The 18,653-nt window shown below is 71.5% G+C and carries 10 protein-coding genes; 3 read left to right on the top strand and 7 right to left on the bottom strand.

Annotated features, from left to right (window positions below):
* Nucleotides 1-1,716: a 2,3-epoxybenzoyl-CoA dihydrolase gene (gene boxC / locus NE235_RS00530; RefSeq protein WP_252798631.1), complete on the bottom strand. Its 1,716-nt coding sequence runs from the start codon at nucleotides 1,714-1,716 to the stop codon at nucleotides 1-3.
* 209 nt (nucleotides 1,717-1,925) lie between these two features.
* Between boxC and NE235_RS00525 the strand changes: the two genes are divergently transcribed.
* A complete protein-coding gene (locus NE235_RS00525; RefSeq protein WP_252798630.1) occupies nucleotides 1,926-5,390 on the top strand; it encodes a GH92 family glycosyl hydrolase in 3,465 nt (1,154 codons plus the stop codon).
* A gap of 170 nt (nucleotides 5,391-5,560) precedes the next feature.
* Nucleotides 5,561-7,336 (top strand): cellulose binding domain-containing protein, encoded by a 1,776-nt coding sequence (locus NE235_RS00520; protein ID WP_252798629.1) that lies wholly within the window; start codon nucleotides 5,561-5,563, stop codon nucleotides 7,334-7,336.
* A gap of 16 nt (nucleotides 7,337-7,352) precedes the next feature.
* Here NE235_RS00520 and NE235_RS00515 read toward each other — a convergent pair whose 3' ends face one another.
* The 6 genes from NE235_RS00515 to NE235_RS00490 all read right to left on the bottom strand — a co-directional run bounded on the left by NE235_RS00515 (nucleotide 7,353) and on the right by NE235_RS00490 (nucleotide 15,844).
* Nucleotides 7,353-8,381: a metallophosphoesterase family protein gene (locus tag NE235_RS00515; protein ID WP_252798628.1), complete on the bottom strand. Its 1,029-nt coding sequence runs from the start codon at nucleotides 8,379-8,381 to the stop codon at nucleotides 7,353-7,355.
* Between the two features lie 15 nt (nucleotides 8,382-8,396).
* Nucleotides 8,397-10,976 carry an SBBP repeat-containing protein gene (locus NE235_RS00510; RefSeq protein ID WP_252798627.1) on the bottom strand — a complete coding sequence of 860 codons (2,580 nt, stop codon included), beginning with the start codon at nucleotides 10,974-10,976 and terminating at the stop codon, nucleotides 8,397-8,399.
* Between the two features lie 196 nt (nucleotides 10,977-11,172).
* On the bottom strand, nucleotides 11,173-12,183 hold the full coding sequence (locus NE235_RS00505; protein ID WP_252798626.1) for an ABC transporter permease: 1,011 nt from the start codon (nucleotides 12,181-12,183) through the stop codon (nucleotides 11,173-11,175).
* The gene (locus NE235_RS00500; protein ID WP_252798625.1) at nucleotides 12,180-13,157 is read right to left on the bottom strand and encodes an ABC transporter permease; all 978 of its coding nucleotides are present in this window, start codon (nucleotides 13,155-13,157) and stop codon (nucleotides 12,180-12,182) included. The genes NE235_RS00505 and NE235_RS00500 overlap by 4 nt, the downstream gene beginning before the upstream one ends.
* A complete protein-coding gene (locus tag NE235_RS00495; protein WP_252798624.1) occupies nucleotides 13,154-14,713 on the bottom strand; it encodes a sugar ABC transporter ATP-binding protein in 1,560 nt (519 codons plus the stop codon). The genes NE235_RS00500 and NE235_RS00495 overlap by 4 nt, the downstream gene beginning before the upstream one ends.
* Before the next feature lie 48 nt (nucleotides 14,714-14,761).
* Nucleotides 14,762-15,844 (bottom strand): ABC transporter substrate-binding protein, encoded by a 1,083-nt coding sequence (locus NE235_RS00490; protein WP_252798623.1) that lies wholly within the window; start codon nucleotides 15,842-15,844, stop codon nucleotides 14,762-14,764.
* Nucleotides 15,845-16,098: 254 nt separating this feature from the next.
* Here NE235_RS00490 and NE235_RS00485 point away from each other — a divergent pair, with 254 nt between their 5' ends.
* On the top strand, nucleotides 16,099-18,618 hold the full coding sequence (locus tag NE235_RS00485; protein ID WP_252798622.1) for a LamG-like jellyroll fold domain-containing protein: 2,520 nt from the start codon (nucleotides 16,099-16,101) through the stop codon (nucleotides 18,616-18,618).
* The last annotated feature ends 35 nt before the right edge of the window (nucleotides 18,619-18,653 follow it).

Genomic DNA, 18,653 nt, shown 5'->3' with positions numbered 1-18,653 from the left:
TCAGACTCGCTCCTGCTCGAAGTGGGCGCGCCGGCCGGTGCCGAACCTGCGCAGTGCGCCGTCCGGCCCGGAGGCGTTGGGACGGTTGAAGATCCAGTTCTGCCAGGCGGACAGCCTGCCGAAGATCTTGGTCTCCATCGTCTCAGGACCGGCGAAGCGGTAGTTCGCCTCCAGGCCGGTCAGCGCGTCCGGGCTGAACCCGGCCCGCTCCTCGACCGCGATGCGGACCTCTTCGTCCCAGTCGATGTCGTCGGGGGCGAAGGTGACCAGGCCGAGCCGCTCGGCGTCCTCGGCCCGCAGCGCCTTGCCGTCGGTGGCCTCGGCGGCGGCCAGCGCGCCGGGGTCGCCGTGGAAGCGGGTGGCCAGGCGGCTGAGGCCGTTGCCCATCGGCAGCGGGCCGCGGTTCATCGGGCCGACGGTGATCGCGGCCGGCTCGGCGTCGGGGTCGACGTCCTCGAACACGCCGGTGAGCTGGAAGGACCGGTCGGCGGCCAGCGCGAGTTCCAGGAGCGAGCCGGCGAAGCAGCTGCCGGGTTCGATGAGCGCGATGAGGCTGCGGCTGGTGACGTCGAGACGTTTCAGCGTGCGCTTGAGGTAGAGGATGATCTCGCGGGCCAGCCAGTCGCCGGAGTGCTCCAGCAGCAGCGCGTCGTACGCCAGCACCCGGGCGGCGTCGCCTCTCGTGCGGAACACCCAGGTGCCCAGCCCGGTCTCGTTGGCGCGCAGGTCCAGGATCAGGTCGTCCAGCTCGCGGGTGAACGCGAGGGTCCAGAAGTCCGCGCCCTGGTCGTGGACGCCGGCGACGTCGGCCGGGGCGTCGCCGTCCGGGCCGAGGACGGTGATCTCCACGACGCCGCGTTCCCGGTCGAGGGCGGCCTCGACGTACCGGTAGCCGACGCGGTCGCCGGTGCGCGTCTTCGTCAGCGGGGTCAGCGCGATGCCCCGCGCGTCGGCGGGCCGGTCCGAGCGCGTCGCGAGGGCCGCGGCGCGCTCGGCGACCGTACGGTCCCAGGCGGTGCGCGGCACGGCCTCGTCCACCAGCCGCCACCGCACGGCCTTCTGCCCGCCGACGCCCTCCGTCCTGGTGGAGAAGTAGTCGGCCAGGTCACGCCGCACGTGCCGTTTGTCGACGACGCGGGTGAGCCCGCCGGTGCCGGGGAGCACGCCGAGCAGCGGCAGCTCGGGCAGCGACACCGTCGAGGACCGGTCGTCGACGAGCATGATGTGGTCGCAGGCCAGGGCCAGCTCATAGCCGCCGCCGGAGGCGGTGCCGTTCAGCGCGGCGAGGTAGGTCTGCCCGGAGTTCGCCGTGGCGTCCTCGATGCCGTTGCGGGTCTCGTTGGTGAACTTGCAGAAGTTCACCTTCCACGCGTGGGAGGAGGCGGCGAGCATGCGGATGTTGGCGCCCGCGCAGAACACCTTCTCCTTGCCTCCGGTGACGACGACGGTACGGACCTCGGCGTGCTCGAAGCGGAGCCGCTGCACCGCGTCGTACAGCTCGATGTCCACGCCCAGGTCGTAGGAGTTGAGCTTCAGCTCGTATCCCGGCACCAGGCCGCCCTGCTCGTCCACGTCCATCGTGAGGGTGGCGACGGGTCCCTCGCGGCTCAGCCGCCAGTGCCGGTACCGCGACGGGTCGGTCCGGAAGTCGACACCGCCGGGCTCCTCGGTCGCGGGGTCCGGCTGGACGGTGGGTTCCCCGGCCACGCTGCTCATCAGGAGATCCTCCCGCAAAGATCCAGACGAACAACACTCTACAGAGTCATCGATGCCCGGCAAGGCTACGTAGAAGTTTGGCCGGGCCGTGGACCGCTCGGTCGGCGCGGACTCCCCCGGTCGCCGAGTCAGGTCTTGTAAGACGGCGATCAAAGGCGTACAACCCTCGTGACAGACAACGTTGTCATCCCAGGGAGAGGTAACCCCCCATGCCCTCTCGTCATGACCCCTCACGACGCCGGCTGCGGGCCCTGGTGGTGGTCGTCGCGGCCGCCGGCACGCTCACGGCCGGCGGCGGCGCGGCGGCCGGGGCCCTGCCCCTCTCCCCGCCGGCCGGTGCCGCCGGGGACGCGCTCGTGCGCGACCCCGCGTCCCTGGTCGATCCCCTGATCGGCACGGGCTCCGGAGGCGCCACGGTCGGACAGGTCGACACCTACCCGGGCGCGACGGCGCCGTTCGGCATGGTCTCCTTCAGCCCCGACACCCCCTCCCGGCCCGACGGCGGGGGCTACAACCACGACGACTCCGCCACCACCGGCTTCAGCCTCACGCACATGTCCGGCCCAGGCTGCGGCGCCTTCGGCGACTTCCCGATCCTGCCCACCGTGGGCGCCCTGGACGACAACCCGGCGAACACCACGGCGGCGTTCCAGCACGGCGACGAGCACGCCGCGCCGGGCTCGTACTCGGTCGGGCTCGAACCGGGCACGCCCGCGGCGGTCCACGCCGACCTGGCGGCCACGACCCGTACCGGCATCGCGCGGTTCGCCTATCCCCGCACGACCGCGGCGAACGTCCTGTTCAAGATGGGCGCCGCGCAGTCCGGCAACCAGTCGGCGAGCGTCCAGGTGGTCGGCGACGACACGGTGACCGGCACGGAGACGGCCGGGCAGTTCTGCGGCACGCCGGGAACGTACCCGGTGCACTTCGTCGCGAAGTTCTCCCGCCCGTTCTCCTCCTACGGCACCTGGCACACCGCGCCGACCGGCGACAACGTCTTCCCGCAGCCCACCGGCGACCTGTCGTGGAGCTACCACGAGGCGGCGAGCGGCGGGACCGCGGCGACCATCACCCCCGCGAAGACGCCGGACGGGAGCAGCGCGGTCGCCTGGAAACAGAGCGACGCGCCGGCCAACGCCTGGATCGAGACCACTCCCCCGGCCCTGACCCAGGGCGACACCTACCAGGCCGGCGTGACGCTGCAGGGCAGCGGGAAGGTCTACCTCAACTTCTACAACGGACGCCAGGACGTCGGCGGGAAGGCCGTCGATCTCACGTCCACGCCGGTCACCCTCACCGTCGACGCCGCGATCCCGACCGGGCCCATCGGCAGGCCGCAGTTCCAGGTGCGCACCGCGGGCGCGGGCCCGGTCGACCTGCTGGCCTCGGCGGCGTCCATCCGCCGGGAGGCCGTCGTCAAGACGCCCGGCAGCACGAAGATGAGCACGCACGGCACCGGCGTTCCGCGCGTGCCCGCCGGACCCGACGGCAGGCCGGCCGGCAACACCCGGACCCCGGTGGCCCCGCGCGGAGTCGAGGCGAAGGGCGCGCAGTCGCGCACCCGGGTCGCGGGCACCGAGGGCCTGCAGTCGGGCGCCTGGGTCGGCTTCGACACCACGGAACACCAGCAGGTGACCATGAAGGTCGCCCTGTCGTACGTGAGCGAGAAGGACGCCGCCGCCAACCTGGCCGCCGAGAACCCCGGCTGGAGCGTCCCCGCGGTCGCCAGGCGCACGTACGCGGAGTGGAACACCCTGCTGTCCCGCATCCGCGTCGGCGGCGGCACCGCCGCACAGCGCAGGACGTTCTACACCGCGCTCTACCACACCCTGCTCGAGCCGAGCGTCTTCTCCGACGCGAACGGCGACTACCTCGGCTTCGACGACAAGGTCCACCGGACCCCCCACGGCACGGTCCAGTACGCCAACTTCTCGGGCTGGGACGTCTACCGCTCCGAGATCCCCCTGCTCGCCGTGATCGCGCCCGAGCAGACGAGCCAGATGATGACCTCACTGCTCAACGACCAGGCGCAGGGCGGCTGGCTGCCCAAGTGGGGATTCGCCAACGACTACACCGACGTCATGAACGGTGACGCCGCCGACGCGATGCTCGCCGAGGCGTACGCGATGGGCGCCCGGCACTTCGACGCGAAGGCCGCGCTGGCCGCCATGGTCAAGGGCGCCACCCAGGTGCCGTCCTCGCCCGCCGAGATGGGGCAGGGCTGGTACGTCGAACGGCCCCAGCTCTCCTCCTATACCTCCCTCGGGTACGTCCCGAACACGACGAAGAGCTCCCTGTCCCCCGAGAACAACGGCGCCTCGGAGACCATCGAGTACGCCACCGCCGACTTCGGCATCGCCCGGCTCGCCAAGGCGCTCGGGCAGGACTCGACCTACAGGACGTTCCTGCGGCGGTCGCAGAACTGGACGAACATCTTCAACACCGCCACCGGCTACATCCAGCCGCGCGACGGCGACGGGCGGTTCCCGAAGTTCGGCCCGACCACGGACGGGATGGGCAACTTCGGGCAGTCCGGGTTCCAGGAGGGCAACGCCGCGCAGTACACCTGGGCGATCCCGCAGAACATCCACGGCCTGATCACGGCGATGGGCGGCAACGAGGCCGCGATCCAGCGCCTGGACACCTACTTCCAGCAGCTCAACGCGGGTCCGAACCTGCCGTACGAGTGGGCCGGCAACGAGCCCGCGTTCCTCACGCCGTGGGTGTACGGCTACGCCGGCGCGCCGTACAAGAGCGAGGAGATCGTCCACCGCCTGCTCACCACGGTCTACTCGGACACTCCCGGCGGTGAGCCCGGCAATGACGACCTCGGCGCCATGAGCTCCTGGTACGTCTGGTCAAGCCTCGGCATGTACCCGGCGACCCCGGGCACGCCGGTGCTCGCGCTGGGCGCGCCGATCTTCTCCCGGGCCGAGTTCGACCTGCCCGGCGGTCACCGGCTGAGGCTGACCGCGCCGGGTGCCTCGACGACCACCTACGTCCACAGTGTGTCGGTCAACGGCAAGACCTGGACCCCGGCCTGGCTGTCCGCGTCGCTGCTCACCGGGGCCGACGCGCCGCCGGGCCGGCACACCACGGAGCTGGCGTTCCACCTCACGCCCACCGCCGACACGTCGTGGGGCGCCACGGCGGCCGACGCACCGCCGTCCTACCCGGCCGGACCGCTGACGTTCCCGCCGGGACGCAAGCCGATCATCCTCACGCCGACCGGACCCGACCTGCTCGGCGGCGCGCCCACCGGCGAACTGTCCTGGAACGGGCCGGTGCAGAACGGCGTGGGCTCGGTGCCCGGAACCGTCGCCTCCGCCACCACTCCCGAAGGCAAGAGCGCGGTCCACTGGACCGAGACCAACGCCGCGCCCAACACCTGGATCTGGGTCGATCCGGCGTCCCCGCTGCCCGCGGGCCAGAGCTACCAGGCCTCGGTGACCCTCCAGGGCAGGGGAACGGTCTACCTGGACTTCTGGAACGGCCGGCAGGACCTGACCAGCCAGACCGTGCAGCTGACCGGCACCCCGCAGACGGTCACGGTCCAGGGCGCGGTCCCGTCGGCGGCGGACACCCACGTCCAGATCCGTACGGGGGACAGCGGCCCGGTCGACCTGTACGCGACCGACGCGTCCCTCCGAGTGCTGACGGAGCAGCAGGGCTGACGACCCGCTGAAGAGCCCGCCCGCCGCTTCCCCGGTTCCTGGGGGGAAGCGGCGGGCGTTCTGAAAACCGGTGAAAGCCCTGTTGCCCGGTTCCCCGACCCGGCTTAGTTTCGCCATGCGTATCACCGAACGATGTTCGGGATCTCGAAAAGCACGCCGTGGAGGGTCCCATGAGGCGAACCGCACGCCAGGTCCGGCTGATGGCCGCCACGGCTCTCGGCCTCGGTTCGATGGTCGCGTTGACCCACCTGCCGGCGCACGCCGCGTCGACGGTCGCGATCAACGGCGGCACGACGTACCAGAAGATCGACGGGTTCGGCGTCTCGGAGGCCTTCGGCCAGGCCAACTCGATCCGCACCGCCGCGAGCGCGACGCGGCAGCAGGCCCTCGACCTGCTGTTCAGCACGACCAAGGGCGCCGGATTCAGCATCCTGCGCAGCATCATCCCCTCCGGCAGCGACTCCATCGAGCCGAAGGCCCCCGCCGGTCCCTCGGCCACCCCCACGTACGTCTGGAACGGGAGCAACGACGCCCAGGACCAGGGGCAGGTGTGGCTGGCCAAGCAGGCGAAGAGCTACGGCGTCACCAACTTCTACAACGACGCCTGGAGCGCGCCGGGGTTCATGAAGACCAACGGCAGCGATTCGAACGGCGGCTCGCTGTGCGGCACCCCGGGAGCCTCGTGCGGCTCCGGCGACTGGCGGCAGGCCTACGCGAACTACCTGGTCCAGCACGCGAGGTTCTGGGCGTCGGCCGGGCTCACCCCCTCCGCGGTCGGTTTCGTGAACGAGCCGACCCTCACCACGAGCTACTCCAGCATGCTGGTGAACCCGTCACAGGCCGCGAGCCTCCTGTCCGTCCTCGGCCCCACGATGAAGGCCTCCGGCCTGTCCACGAAGGTCGCGTGCTGTGACGCCCTCGGCTTTAACAACCTGCCCGGCTACGTCAGCGCCGTCCAGGGCAACGCGACCGCGAACGCGGGCGTCGGACTGTTCACGAGCCACGGCTACTCCGGCGCGCCGTCATCCCCGATCGACACCGGCGGGCGACCGCTCTGGGAGTCCGAGTGGTCGATCAACGGAAGCACCTGGAACACCTCGTGGGACGACGGCAGCGAGGGCTCCGGGCTCACCTGGGCGCAGCGGATCCACACCGGCCTGACCCAGGCGAACCTCAACGCGTTCCTGTACTGGTGGGGGGTCAGCTCGACCAGCCACGACAGCTCCCTGATCGGCCTCAACGGCTCGACGCTGACGCCGTCGAAGCGGTACTACGCGCTCGCCGGCTACAGCCGGTTCATCCGCCCCGGCGCCACCCGGATCTCGGCCACCACCGGCGACGCCGGCCTCAAGGTCTCCGCCTACCGGAACACCGACGGCTCCGTCGCCCTCGTGGTCCTCAACACCGGCACGAGCAGCACGTCGGCCACCTACACGCTCAGCAACGCCGGCCTGTCGAACGGGACCGTGGCCCCCTACCTGACGAACGGGAGCAACAGCCTCGCCCCGCAGGGCACGATCGCACTGGGCGGAGGGGCGTTCACGGCGAACTTACCGGCGCGATCCCTCGTCACCTACCAGATCAGCGGCGGCGGGACCGGCACGTCGTCACCGACGCCTCCGGCGGGCGCCGCCTGCAAGGTCGGCGCGACGGTCAACGCCTGGAACACCGGCCTGACCGAGGACCTCACCATCACCAACACCGGAACGACGCCGATCGACGGCTGGTCGCTGAAGTTCACCCTCCCCGCCGGGCAGACGATCGTCTCGGGCTGGAACGCGACCTTCAGCTCCTCCGGGAGCCAGGTGACCGCCACGAACGCCTCCTACAACGGCTCGCTGGCGCCCGGCGCGTCCGCCGGCATCGGCTTCCAGGCCGGCCACACCGGCGACACGGCCGCGCCGACGGCGTTCACGCTCAACGGCTCGCCCTGCGAGGTGGCCTGACCACGCGGATCCGTCGCTATTGAGGGCAGGCGTGGTCGACTCCTGAATCACGGATCTTGCCGGTCGTGTCGTAGAAGGCCCAGTCGTACGCGCGATCCTTGAGAGTGAGCAGCATGACGCCCGGCACGAAGGTGAGACGCACCTGGCTGTGGACGGCCGGCGGGGAGAGGAATCCGTAGAAGTTCGAGCCGCCGGTGGCGACCACGAACTCCCGGATTCCCCCGGCCTGGTCGAGCACGTGATTCGGCGTCTGCGGAGCGAACCGCTCATAGCCGTGAAAATGCCCGTTCATGACGATGGCGGCATTGGCCGCATAGAGGTCCTGCCAGAACGGGTAGACCTGCGGAGTCTTGTACTCCGCCTGGGGAGTCGCGTCCGATGAAGAGAAGAGCGGACGGTGCCAGTAGGCCAGGATGCAGCGGTGCGGATGGGCTTTGCGGTAGGCGGTGAGGTGGGTCCGCAGCCAGGTCTCCTGCGGCGAGCCCGCCTGGCATCCCCCCGCGAACTGGCATTCCGAGTCCAGCGCGATGAAGTGCCAGATGGTACCGACGTCGAAGGCGTAATAAGGTTTCGCCGCCGAGCCCGCCGCCCCATCGAAGTACTTGAAGTAACCGGCGGCATTCGCATTACCCGCGTACTGCTCGTGATTTCCGAGCGACGGACGGGTCACGGATTTCAGGGCCCCCCAGCCGCTCTTGGCGTAGCAGTCCGTGTACTCCTTGAACGTTCCGGTGCCGTTGCTCTGGTCGCCGAGTCCGATGAATCCCAGCGAGGAATGGAGCTTTCTGAGCGACAGGGCGAGTTTCGCCGTGGCGATCGCCCTCGGCGAAGGCGTGTTGAAACCCAGCCCGCAGGGCGGGATGTCCCCCACCGCGATCATGTACCTGGGGTCGGCGGCGGCCGCCCCGTCCTCGCCGGGGCCGGACGCGCGACCCGCGGTCGCCGCCCGTGAGCGGGCCATCGCCGGAGTGCCCGCCGGCAGGGCGCTCGCCGCGACGGCCAGGGGCAGGGCCAGCGCCACCGGTGCCAGCATCCGTGTGAGCATGAGGATCTCCTTGTCTCATCGCCCGCTGCGCGCGAGCGGCGCCGTCCGCCGGTACGAGTGACCGCGCCGCAGCCGATGGAGGCGTGACCGCGCGGAGTCCACGCCCACGTGGTCCGCGCCGGATCTGACGTTCCCGGTCACCGCCGAGTCGTTGGTGTTGTCCGCCACCGCGTTCCCTCCCCCTGCCTGCCGGTGTCTCGCCTGCTGCGACTGAGACTCGCGCTGCCGCCGGGACACGCGCCTCGGCGCGGTGGCCGGCGTGGGAGCGGGTGCGGCGAGGTTCGGCCTCAGCACGAACGCGTCGGCGATCCCGCCGCCGTACGCGGTCTGGAAGGCCCCGGACGTGCGCGGGAAGTTCCTGGAGTCGGTGACGCCCGTGAGGTACGGGCTGCCGGACGCGTCCACCGCGATCCCATCGCCCTCGTCGTACGCGGTGCCGCCGATGTACGTGGAGTGGACCGGCGCACTGCCGGCCGGGTCGAACTCGGTCACGTACGCGTCGCTGCCCCCGCCGCCGTACGCGGGCTGCAACGCTCCGGTGGTGGCCGGGAAGTTCCTGGAGTCGGTGGCCCCGGTGACGAAGGCGTCGCCGGACGCGTCCACCGCGATCCCGTCGCCCTGATCGTCGCGTGCGCCCCCGAGGTAGGTCGAGTACACGAGCGCGCCGCCGGTCGGACCGAGCGCGGTCACGAACGCGTCGGTGTACCCGCCGCGGAACGTGGTCTGGAAGGCGCCGGCCGTGGTCGGGAAGTCGGTGGAGTCGGTGACCCCGGTCACGTAGGCGTTGCCGGAGGACCCGACGGCGATCTCGTAGCCGAGCTCGCTGCCGGTACCACCGAGATAGGTCGAGTAGATCAGTGCGCCGTCGGCCGGGGATAGCTCGGTCACGAACGCGTCGAGGGCGCCGCCCGGCGAGCCCTGGACCGCCCCTGCCGTCGTCGGGAAGTCCGAGGACGCGGTGAGGCCGGTGAGGTAGGCGTTACCGGAGGCGTCCACCGCGAGCCCGTCGGCCTCGGTGTAGTCGCTGCCGCCGAGGTACCTGGAGTAGAGGAGCGTGCCGCCGGTGGGGCCGAGCCTGGCGGCGAAGGCGTCGGTGCCCCCGGACATCGATGGACCGGTCGTACGCGGGAAGTCGCCGGAGTAGGTGTACCCGGCGACGTAGGCGTCGCCGGAGGCGTCCACTCCGATCCCGTCGGCCTGGTCGTTCTCGCCGCCCCCCAGGTAGGTGGAGTAGGCGAGGGCGCCGCCGCTGGGGTCGAGCTTGGTGACGAAGGCGTCCCCGTTGCCGTGGTAGCCGGTCTGGAAGGCCCCGGACGTGACCGGGAAGTCGTCGGAGTCCGTCTCTCCGGTGACATAGGCCGCGCCGGCGGAGTCCAGCGCGATCCCGATGCCCAGGTCTTCGCCGCTGCCGCCGAGGTATGTGGAGTAGACCAGCGCCGTGCCGGTCGGGTCGAGCTTGGTGATGAACGTGTCGAAGCCGCCCCTCAGCCGGCGCTGGACCGCTCTCTCGACGGGGAAGTCCGCCGAGTTGGTGTCGCCGGTGACATAGGCGCTGCCGGCGGAGTCCACCACGATCCCGTTGCCCTCGTCGTAGCCGGTACCGCCGAGGTAGGTCGAGTAGTCGAGCCGGGGATCGATGATCAACGGCCGGCCGCGGTCGTGGTCCGCCAGCGCGAAACCGACCTGATCGGCGCCCGCGAGGGTGAAGCGCGCCGCCACCGGCCGCGGTCTGCCGTTCACGACCTGGTAGGCCTGGGGTGCCCGCTGTACGACATCCCCGAGCGCGGTGGGCAGCACCAGGTCCCCGCGGCCGGTCAGGTGCGGTCGTGCGCGCAGACCGCCGATCGCGAACCGCACCTTCCCCGGATCGACGCCGGGCGCGACGGTGACGTCGTACTCCAGGCCCTGCCGCGTGCCGTACCAGCGCAGGTCGACGCCCCGGTACACGCCCCGCTCGGTCACCTCGCGGTAGGTCGGGATGTTCGTCCGCCAGGCTGCGCGGTCACGCCCGCGCAGGTAGTTGACCCGTCCGGCCAGCGGGCTCCCCCCGGCGATCACCGGATCCGCGGCGCCGCCGACCGCGCGGAAGGACAGCACCGCCCGCCGGTCGCGCTCGGCACGTCTCAGGTGCCGTGTCCGCATCGCGTACGCGCGGCCGCCGGCCTTCGCGGCCGCGTGCGGCGCCAGGGTGACGACCGTACGGTCCGCCGTGATGAACACCCCGTATCCAGGGCCGTGCGCCAGATAGCGGATCCCGGCCGCCGCCTGCCCGCGGTTGGGCTCGAACGCCAGCGGCAGGCGCCCGTACGCCTCGGCCACTCGTCCCTTCGCCGCCGCGACCTCGCGACCGGCCGTGGCTCTCACGCCGCTCTCGGCGGGCGCGGACACCGCCCCCGCCCCCAGCAGACCACCCGTGACGGCGATCAGGCCGGCGGTGCACGCTCGGAGCCCGCGGCGACGACCCGGTCTGCGCTCCGCGCCCACCGTGGTGGGGCCACCGCCGCCGCGACCAGCGGTTCCATCAGCAGCAACGGCATCGGCGAAGCCGCCCGCCTGATCCCCCATCTCGCCCCCCGGCGCGTTGATCGGATGCACGCCAGGCGATCATCGCCTGCGTGCCTCCCCGCGCCCCGTCGGGCTCGTGGCCGTTGACCGAGATTTGCCCGCGCGGTGGCGATCGGCAGGGACGGCCTTCTCCGCATCTGGGCCGACCCCGCCCGGGGGCCGTCCGGCGGCGGCCGGACGCGTCATCCGCACGCCGCCGGACCTGACACGGCCTCCGGGGGATCCGTCACAACCGGCGGGCGCGGCTGAGGTAGGTCTGCGCCACCACGACGACGGCGAGGAACGCGCCGCTGACGACCTGCTGGTAGGAGGAGGACAGGTCGCCGATCTGGTTGATGAGGTTCTGGATGACGCCGAGGAGGAGGACGCCCGCGATCGTGCCGCTGACCGAGCCCGCGCCGCCGGTCAGCAGCGTGCCGCCGATGACGACCGCGGCGATGACGTCGAGCTCCATGCCGGTGCCGAGGATGGTGACGCCCGAGGACAGGCGGGCGGCGTTCAGCGTGCCGGACAGCCCGGCCAGCATGCCGGACAGCACGTACACGACGATCTTCGTGCGGGCGACCGGCACGCCCATGAGCGCGGCGGCGTCCTCGGCGCCGCCGATGGCGTACACCGCCTGGCCGAACCCGGTCCGTTGCAGGACCACGCCGCCGACGACGAAGAGGGCGAGCGTCAGGTAGACGGGGTAGCCCAGGCCGAACAGGTGTCCCTGGCCGAGCCGGGCGAGCACCGAGCCGTGCGGGATGAGGTACGTCGTCGCGCCCTCGTGGGAGATCGACAGCAGCAGGCCGCGCGCGCCGAGCAGGCCGGCCAGGGTGACGATGAAGGGCGCCAGCCGGACCCGGGCGATCAGCAGGCCCTGCACCAGCCCGATCGCGCCGCACACCAGCAGGGGCACCAGGAGCCCGGCCACGGTCCCCCACCGCACGGCGTACGCGGCCAGCACCCCGCCGAGGGCGAAGACCGAGCCGACCGACAGGTCGATGCCGCCGGTGATGATGACGAACGTCATGCCGAGCGCCACCATCGCGGGGAACGAGGACGTGATGGCGATGTCGCCGAGGTTCTCCCCCGTCGGGAAGCGGCTGAAGGAGAGTGAGCCGACGACGAGCAGGAGGACGAGCACCGCGGTGGCGCCGTGGCGCTGGATCAGGCCGAAGGCGCGGTCGCGTCCGCTCAGCGCGTAGGTGTCCTGGGTGACGGGCGTCTCGGCCGTCGCTTGCCCGGTGGTCATCGTCCGGTCCCTCCCCTCGCCGCGTACACGGCGCCAAGGATGATCACTGCCTGCACCATCTGGGCGACCGAGTCGGGCAGGTTGTGCTTGATCAGCGTCGCGCGTACGAGCTGGATCAGTAGCGCGCCGGCGACGGTGCCGAGCACCCGCACCCGGCCGCCGGTGAGCGGTGTGCCGCCGACCACGACCGCGGTGATCGCCGACAGCTCCATCAGCAGGCCGAGCGACGAGGGGTCGCTGGCCTGCAGGCGGGCGGTGGCGAGCACGCCCGCGACCGCGGCGAGCAGGCCGGACAGGACGTACACCAGCAGGAGGACGCGCCGGACCGGCAGCCCGGACAGGACGCTCGCGGTGCGGTTGCCGCCGATCGCGACGAGCTGCCGCCCGAAGGTCGTCCGCCGGACGACGCCCGCCATCAGCACGGTCAGCACGCCCGCGACGACCACGGGCAGCGGGATCCCGGCGACGCTCGACGAGCCGAGGTCGAGGAGGGTCCCGTTCTGCACGTCCTTGAGCCGCCCGCCGGCGAGCACCAGGGCGAGCCCCCGGCCGCCGACGAACAGGCAGAGGGTGGCGACGATCGGCTGGACGTTCACGAACGCCACGAGCGAGCCGTTCACCAGCCCGACCGCGACGCCGCCGACGAGGGCGACCAGGATCGCCGCGCCGACGCCGTACCCGAGGTACAGCGGGATGAGCGCGGTGGCCAGCGCCATGACCGAGCCGACGGACAGGTCGACGCCCTCGGTGCCGATCACCAGGGCCATGCCGAGGGAGACGATGACGACGGGCGCGACCTGGACGAGCTGGGTGCGGAGGTTCTCGGTGCTGAGGAAGTGCGGGGTGATGGCGATGTTCACGACGATGAGCGCGGCGATCGCGGCGTACACCCCGTAGTTCTGCAGCCAGGCCAGCGTCCGCGCGCCGGCCGGCCGGGGCGGCGCGACGGCGGTGTCGGCGGTGATGTCGCTCATGCGACCTCCTCTCGCGTGTGCGCGGCGATCGTGGTCATCACGGCCTCCTCGGTGAGTTCGTCCCCGGTCAGCTCACCGACGACGGCGCCGTTACGCAAGACCACGACGCGGTCCGATCCCTCGACCAGCTCCTCCAGGTCCGAGGAGATCAGCAGGACGGCGAGGCCGTCCTCGGCGAGTTCGTCGACGAGCGCCTGGACCTCCGCCTTCGCGCCGACGTCGATGCCGCGCGTCGGCTCGTCCAGCAGCAGGACCTTCGGCTCGGTGGCCATCCAGCGGGCCAGCAGGACCTTCTGCTGGTTGCCGCCGGACAGCTCGGCGACCGGCTGGTGCGGGCCGGTCGCCTTGATCCGCAGTCGCCTCATGAAGGTCTCGACGATCCGGTCGATGCGGGCGTCGGAGACGACGCCGGCGCGGGCGAGGCGCGGGAGGGCGGCCAGGGCGATGTTGTCGCGGACCGAGAGGGTCGGCACGATGCCCTCGGCCTTGCGGTCCTCGGGCAGCAGCGCGATCCCCGCTCGTACGGCGGCCGTGGCCGAGCCCCGCCGGACCGGGAGCCCGGCCACGGTGACCCCGCCCGCGTCGAGCGGGAGCACGCCGGCGATGGCCTTGGCCGTCTCGGTACGACCCGCGCCGAGCAGGCCGCCCAGGCCGACCACCTCGCGGGGCCGGATGGTCAGGGACACGTCGTCGAGGAGGTGCCGGCTGCTCAGCCCGCGCGCCTCCAGGACCGGCTCCCCGGCCGCCTCGTGCGCGCCGGAGAACCGCGTGACGCCCTCGGCGCGGACCTGGGCGACGTCGCGGCCCAGCATCAGGGAGACGAGGCGGAGCCGGTCCAGGTCCGCGAGGGCCCCCTGGTGGACGACCCGGCCGTCGCGCAGGACCGTGACGCCGTCGCAGATGCGGTAGAGCTCGTCCAGCCGGTGGCTGACGTAGATCACCGCGATCCCCTGCCCGCGCAGCCGGTCGATGACGCCGAACAGCGTCTCGACCTCGCGGGGTTCGAGGGAGGACGTCGGCTCGTCCATGATGACGACGCGGGCGTCGACCGAGACGGCGCGGGCCAGCGCGACCATCTGCTGGGCGCCCACGCCGAGGGAGCGCAGCGGCAGCCGGACGTCGACCCGCACGCCGTACGACTCGAGCGTCCGGGCGGCCTCCTGGTGCATGCGGCGGGTGTCGATGAGGCCGAGGGCGCGGCGCGGCTCGCGGCCGAGGAGCAGGTTGCGGGCCACGCTGAGGTCCGGGACCAGCCCGATCTCCTGGTGCACCGCCTGGACGCCGGCGCGCTGGGCGTCCAGCGGCCCGGTGAACCCGGCGGGCCGGCCGGCGAGGCGCACCTCGCCCTCGTCCGGCCGGTGCACGCCGGTGATCACCTTGATGAGGGTGGACTTGCCCGCGCCGTTCTCGCCGACGAGCGCGTGGACCTCGCCGGGACGCAGGCTGAGGGACACCCGGTCGAGGGCGAGCACGCCGGTGAAGCGCTTGACGATGTCGCGGGCCTCCAGCACCGGCGGGTCACCGGCGTTCCGCTGCTCGGGGACGGGATCGGTCACGGGTACCCCCGGTCGTGTCGGAGCATTCGATCGGTACGGGCGCCGGCGTCAGTACGCGGACGAGAGCGACGCCTTGGCGTTGGAGGAGTCGTACTCCCGGTCGGAGATGATGACCTTGTCGGGGATCGGCTCGCCGTTCTCGAACTTGGCGAGCGTCTGGAAGGCCAGCGGGCCGAAGCGGGGGTTGGACTCGACGACCGCGTAGATCCAGCCGCTGACGATCTGCGATACCGCGTTGCGCGTGCCGTCGACGGAGACGATCTTGATGTCGCCGGCCTTCTTGCCGGCGCCCTTGAGCGCGGTGACCGCGCCCAGCGCCATCTCGTCGTTCTCCGCGTAGATCGCGTTGACGTCGGGGTGGCTCTGGATCATCTGCTCGGTGACCTGCTGGCCCTTCTCGCGGGCGAAGTCGCCGGTCTGCTCGAAGGTGATCTGGATACCGGGCGCCTTCTTGGCGATCTCGTCCTTGAAGCCGGCGGTGCGCTCGGTGGTGACGTTGTTGCCGGACGCGCCGAGGAGGATCGCGACCTTGCCCTTGCCGTTCAGGGCTTTGATCATCTGGTCGGCGGCGCGCTTGCCCTGCTGGTAGAAGTCGGACCCGATGAAGGTCACGTAGTCCTTGCAGGCGGTCGCGTTGATCTTCCGGTCGATCGTGATGATCGGGATGTGCTTGGCGGCGGCCTGCTGCAGGACCGGCTCCCAGCCGTCGGAGTTCAGCGGCGCGATGACGAGCGCCTTGGCCCCCTGGGCGATGAGCTGCTGGACGTCGCTGATCTGCTTGCTGAACTGGGACTGGCCGTTGGTGGTCCGCAGGCCACCGATCCCCTGCTGCTTCGCCTCCGCCTTGATCGAGGCCGTCTCCGCGATGCGGAACGGGTTGGCCTCCTTCTCGGACTGGGAGAAGCCCACGACCGCGGTCTTGGGGTCGAACTTCGTGCCCCCGAACTTGCCGATCGTGCAGGAGGGCGCGGAACCCGACGGGCTCTGCACCACCTGCCCGGCCTGGGCGCCCCCGCCCCCGGTCTGCTGGTCCTTCTCGGATTTGGCGCAGCCGGCGGCGACCAGGGCGGTCATCGCGACGATCGTGGTGGTGAGCGTGACCGCGCGCGGGCGGTGCAGAGGGATGGTCATGGGCGGTCCTTCCCCAGGGCGGAGGCGAGATGCCGGTTATTGACGCACCCACGATCGAGTTCTGTCAATAGCGATCAGCATCGGTCGGAATTTCCGGTCTGAATCTTGCAGGATCGATCAGAGCCCTTCATGCTGTCCTCACCGGTACCGGACGTCCCAGTGCCCCTCCTGACCTCCGTCCGTTCCGGCGCGGCCGCCTGCCGGCGCCCGCGCCCGTCCGCCCATCACCCTGTTCCAACAGATGGGAGTCTGCCGTGCCCACCCTTCGATCAGCCAGCCTCGCCAGGCCCCGCGGCCCGGCCGCCGCCATCGGCGTGGCGGTCGCGCTGCTGGCCGCGCTCGTCGCCCCCGCGTCGGCGCGCGCCTCCGCGTCCGCACCCGCCCCGGCCTGGAAGGCCCAGACCCCGCCGCTGACCACCCCGTGGACCGACAAGGTCTCGCCGGCCAACGCGCTCCCCGACTACCCGCGGCCCCAGCTGACGCGGTCCAAGTGGCAGAACCTGAACGGGGAGTGGGAGTTCGCCCAGGCCTCCGCCGGCGAGGCGCCACCGACGGGCAAGACCCTGGGCGAGCGGATCCTCGTCCCCTACCCGGTCGAGTCGGCGCTGTCCGGGATCAAGCGCCACGTCGACCACATGTGGTACCGCCGGACGTTCACCGTGCCGAACTCCTGGCACGGCGACCGGCTGCTCCTGCACTTCCAGGCCGTCGACTACAAGGCCACCGTCTACGTGAACGGCACGCAGGTCGCCACGCACACGGGCGGCTACGACGGCTTCTCCGCCGACGTCACCGACGCCGTCCGGGGCAAGGGGCCGCAGGAACTGGTCGTCGGCGTCGACGATCCGACCGACATCGGCACCCAGGCGCTCGGCAAGCAGCGCTCGCCGGGCGACGGCATCTTCTACACCCCGTCCTCCGGCATCTGGCAGACCGTCTGGATGGAGCCGGTCGCCACGTCGTACGTGTCCCGCCTGGACGCCACCCCCGACCTGGCGAGCAAGACGCTGCGGCTCACCACGCACGTCGCCGGGGACTCGGGGGCGACCGTCGAGGCGACCGCGTACGCCGGGAACCACAAGGTCGGCCGCGCCATCGGCGCGGCGAACTCCGAGCTGAGCATCCCGATCACCAAACCGCACCTGTGGACGCCCGACGACCCGTACCTGTACACGCTGAAGGTCAGGGTCCGGGACGGTCACAAGGTCGTCGACAAGGTCGGCTCCTACTTCGGGATGCGCTCGATCGGCCTCGGCAAGGGTCCCGACGGCAAGGTCCGGATGCTGCTGAACGGCGAATTCGTCATGCAGGTCGGCACGCTCGACCAGGGCTTCTGGCCGGACGGCATCTACACCGCGCCGACCGACAGCGCCCTGAAGTTCGACCTAGAGGCGCACAAGCGCCTCGGCTTCAACATGGTCCGCAAGCACGTCAAGGTCGAACCCGACCGCTGGTACTACTGGGCGGACAAACTCGGGCTCCTCGTGTGGCAGGACATGCCCGCGACGTACGCCGGCCACTCGCCGTCCGCGGCGGTCAAGACGCAGTTCGAGACCGAGCTGCGCAACCTCGTCGACCAGCACCGCAGCCACCCGTCCATCGTCGTGTGGGTGCCCTTCAACGAGGGCTGGGGCGAGTACGAGCCGGACCGGATCGCCGCGCAGGTCAAGGGCTGGGACCCCAGCCGCCTCGTGAACGTCGACAGCGGCACCAACTGCTGTGAGTCGATCCCGAACATCACCTCGGGCGACATCTACGACGACCACACCTACGTCGGTCCCGGTTCGCCGGTCCAGCAGGGCGCGCGGGCCGCGGTCGACGGGGAGTACGGCGGCCTCGGTCTCAAGGTCGACGGCCACATGTGGGACCCCGCGCACGGCTTCGCGTACGAGATGGAGCCCGACTCGGCCACGCTGACCCGGCGCTACACCGAACTGCAGAACCGCCTGCTCGACGTGGAGAAGCGGTGCGGCGTCTCGGCCTCGGTCTACACCCAGATCACCGACGTCGAGAACGAGCTGAACGGCATCTACACCTACGACCGCCAGGTGCTCAAGCCCGGTGCTGACGACGTCCGCGCGGCCAACGAGGCCCTCATCAAGGCGTCCTCCTCGGTCGGTCAGGGCGACGCGACGACCTTCCCGCCCGGTAAGGCGGGACTCGACGGCGTGAGCTTCTACCCGCTCGACGAGGGGTCCGGCACGGTCGCCAAGGACGCGGCCGGCGGCCACGACGCGACGCTCGTGAACGGGCCGGCGTGGACGGCCGGGCACTCCGGGTCCGCGCTGCAGTTCAACGGTTCGAACCAGTACGCCGACACCGGCGCCGCCATCCTGGACACCACCGGGAACTACAGCGTGTCCGCCTGGGTGAAGCTCGACCGGCGCGGCGGGTTCGCCACCGCGGTCAGCCAGGACGGCGACAGCAACAGTGCCTTCTTCCTGCAGTACTCCGGGCAGGACGACCGGTTCGCGTTCAGCTTCGCCGGGGTGCGGGCGCTCGCGCCGGCCGCCCCGGAGACCGGCCGGTGGTACCACCTCGTCGGGGTCCGTGACGCCGCCACCGGCACGCTGACCCTGTACGTCGACGGGCAGAAGGCCGGCACCGCGGCCGCCTGCCTCGGCGACCGCTCCACCGGGCACACGGTGATCGGCCGCGGCAAGTACGGCGGCAACCCCGTCGACTACTGGCCCGGGGCCCTCGACCAGGTGCACGTCTTCGACCGGGCCCTGTCCGCCGACGACGTCGCCAAGCTCTACCAGTCCGGCAAGTGACGTGACGCGGGAGGGACCTGCGGGTCCCTCCCGCC

The organism is Actinoallomurus spadix, assembly GCF_024055725.1.
GTDB lineage: Bacteria > Actinomycetota > Actinomycetes > Streptosporangiales > Streptosporangiaceae > Actinoallomurus > Actinoallomurus spadix.
The sequence above is the reverse complement of the archived record's forward strand: the minus strand, read 5'-3'. Positions and strand labels throughout refer to the sequence as shown.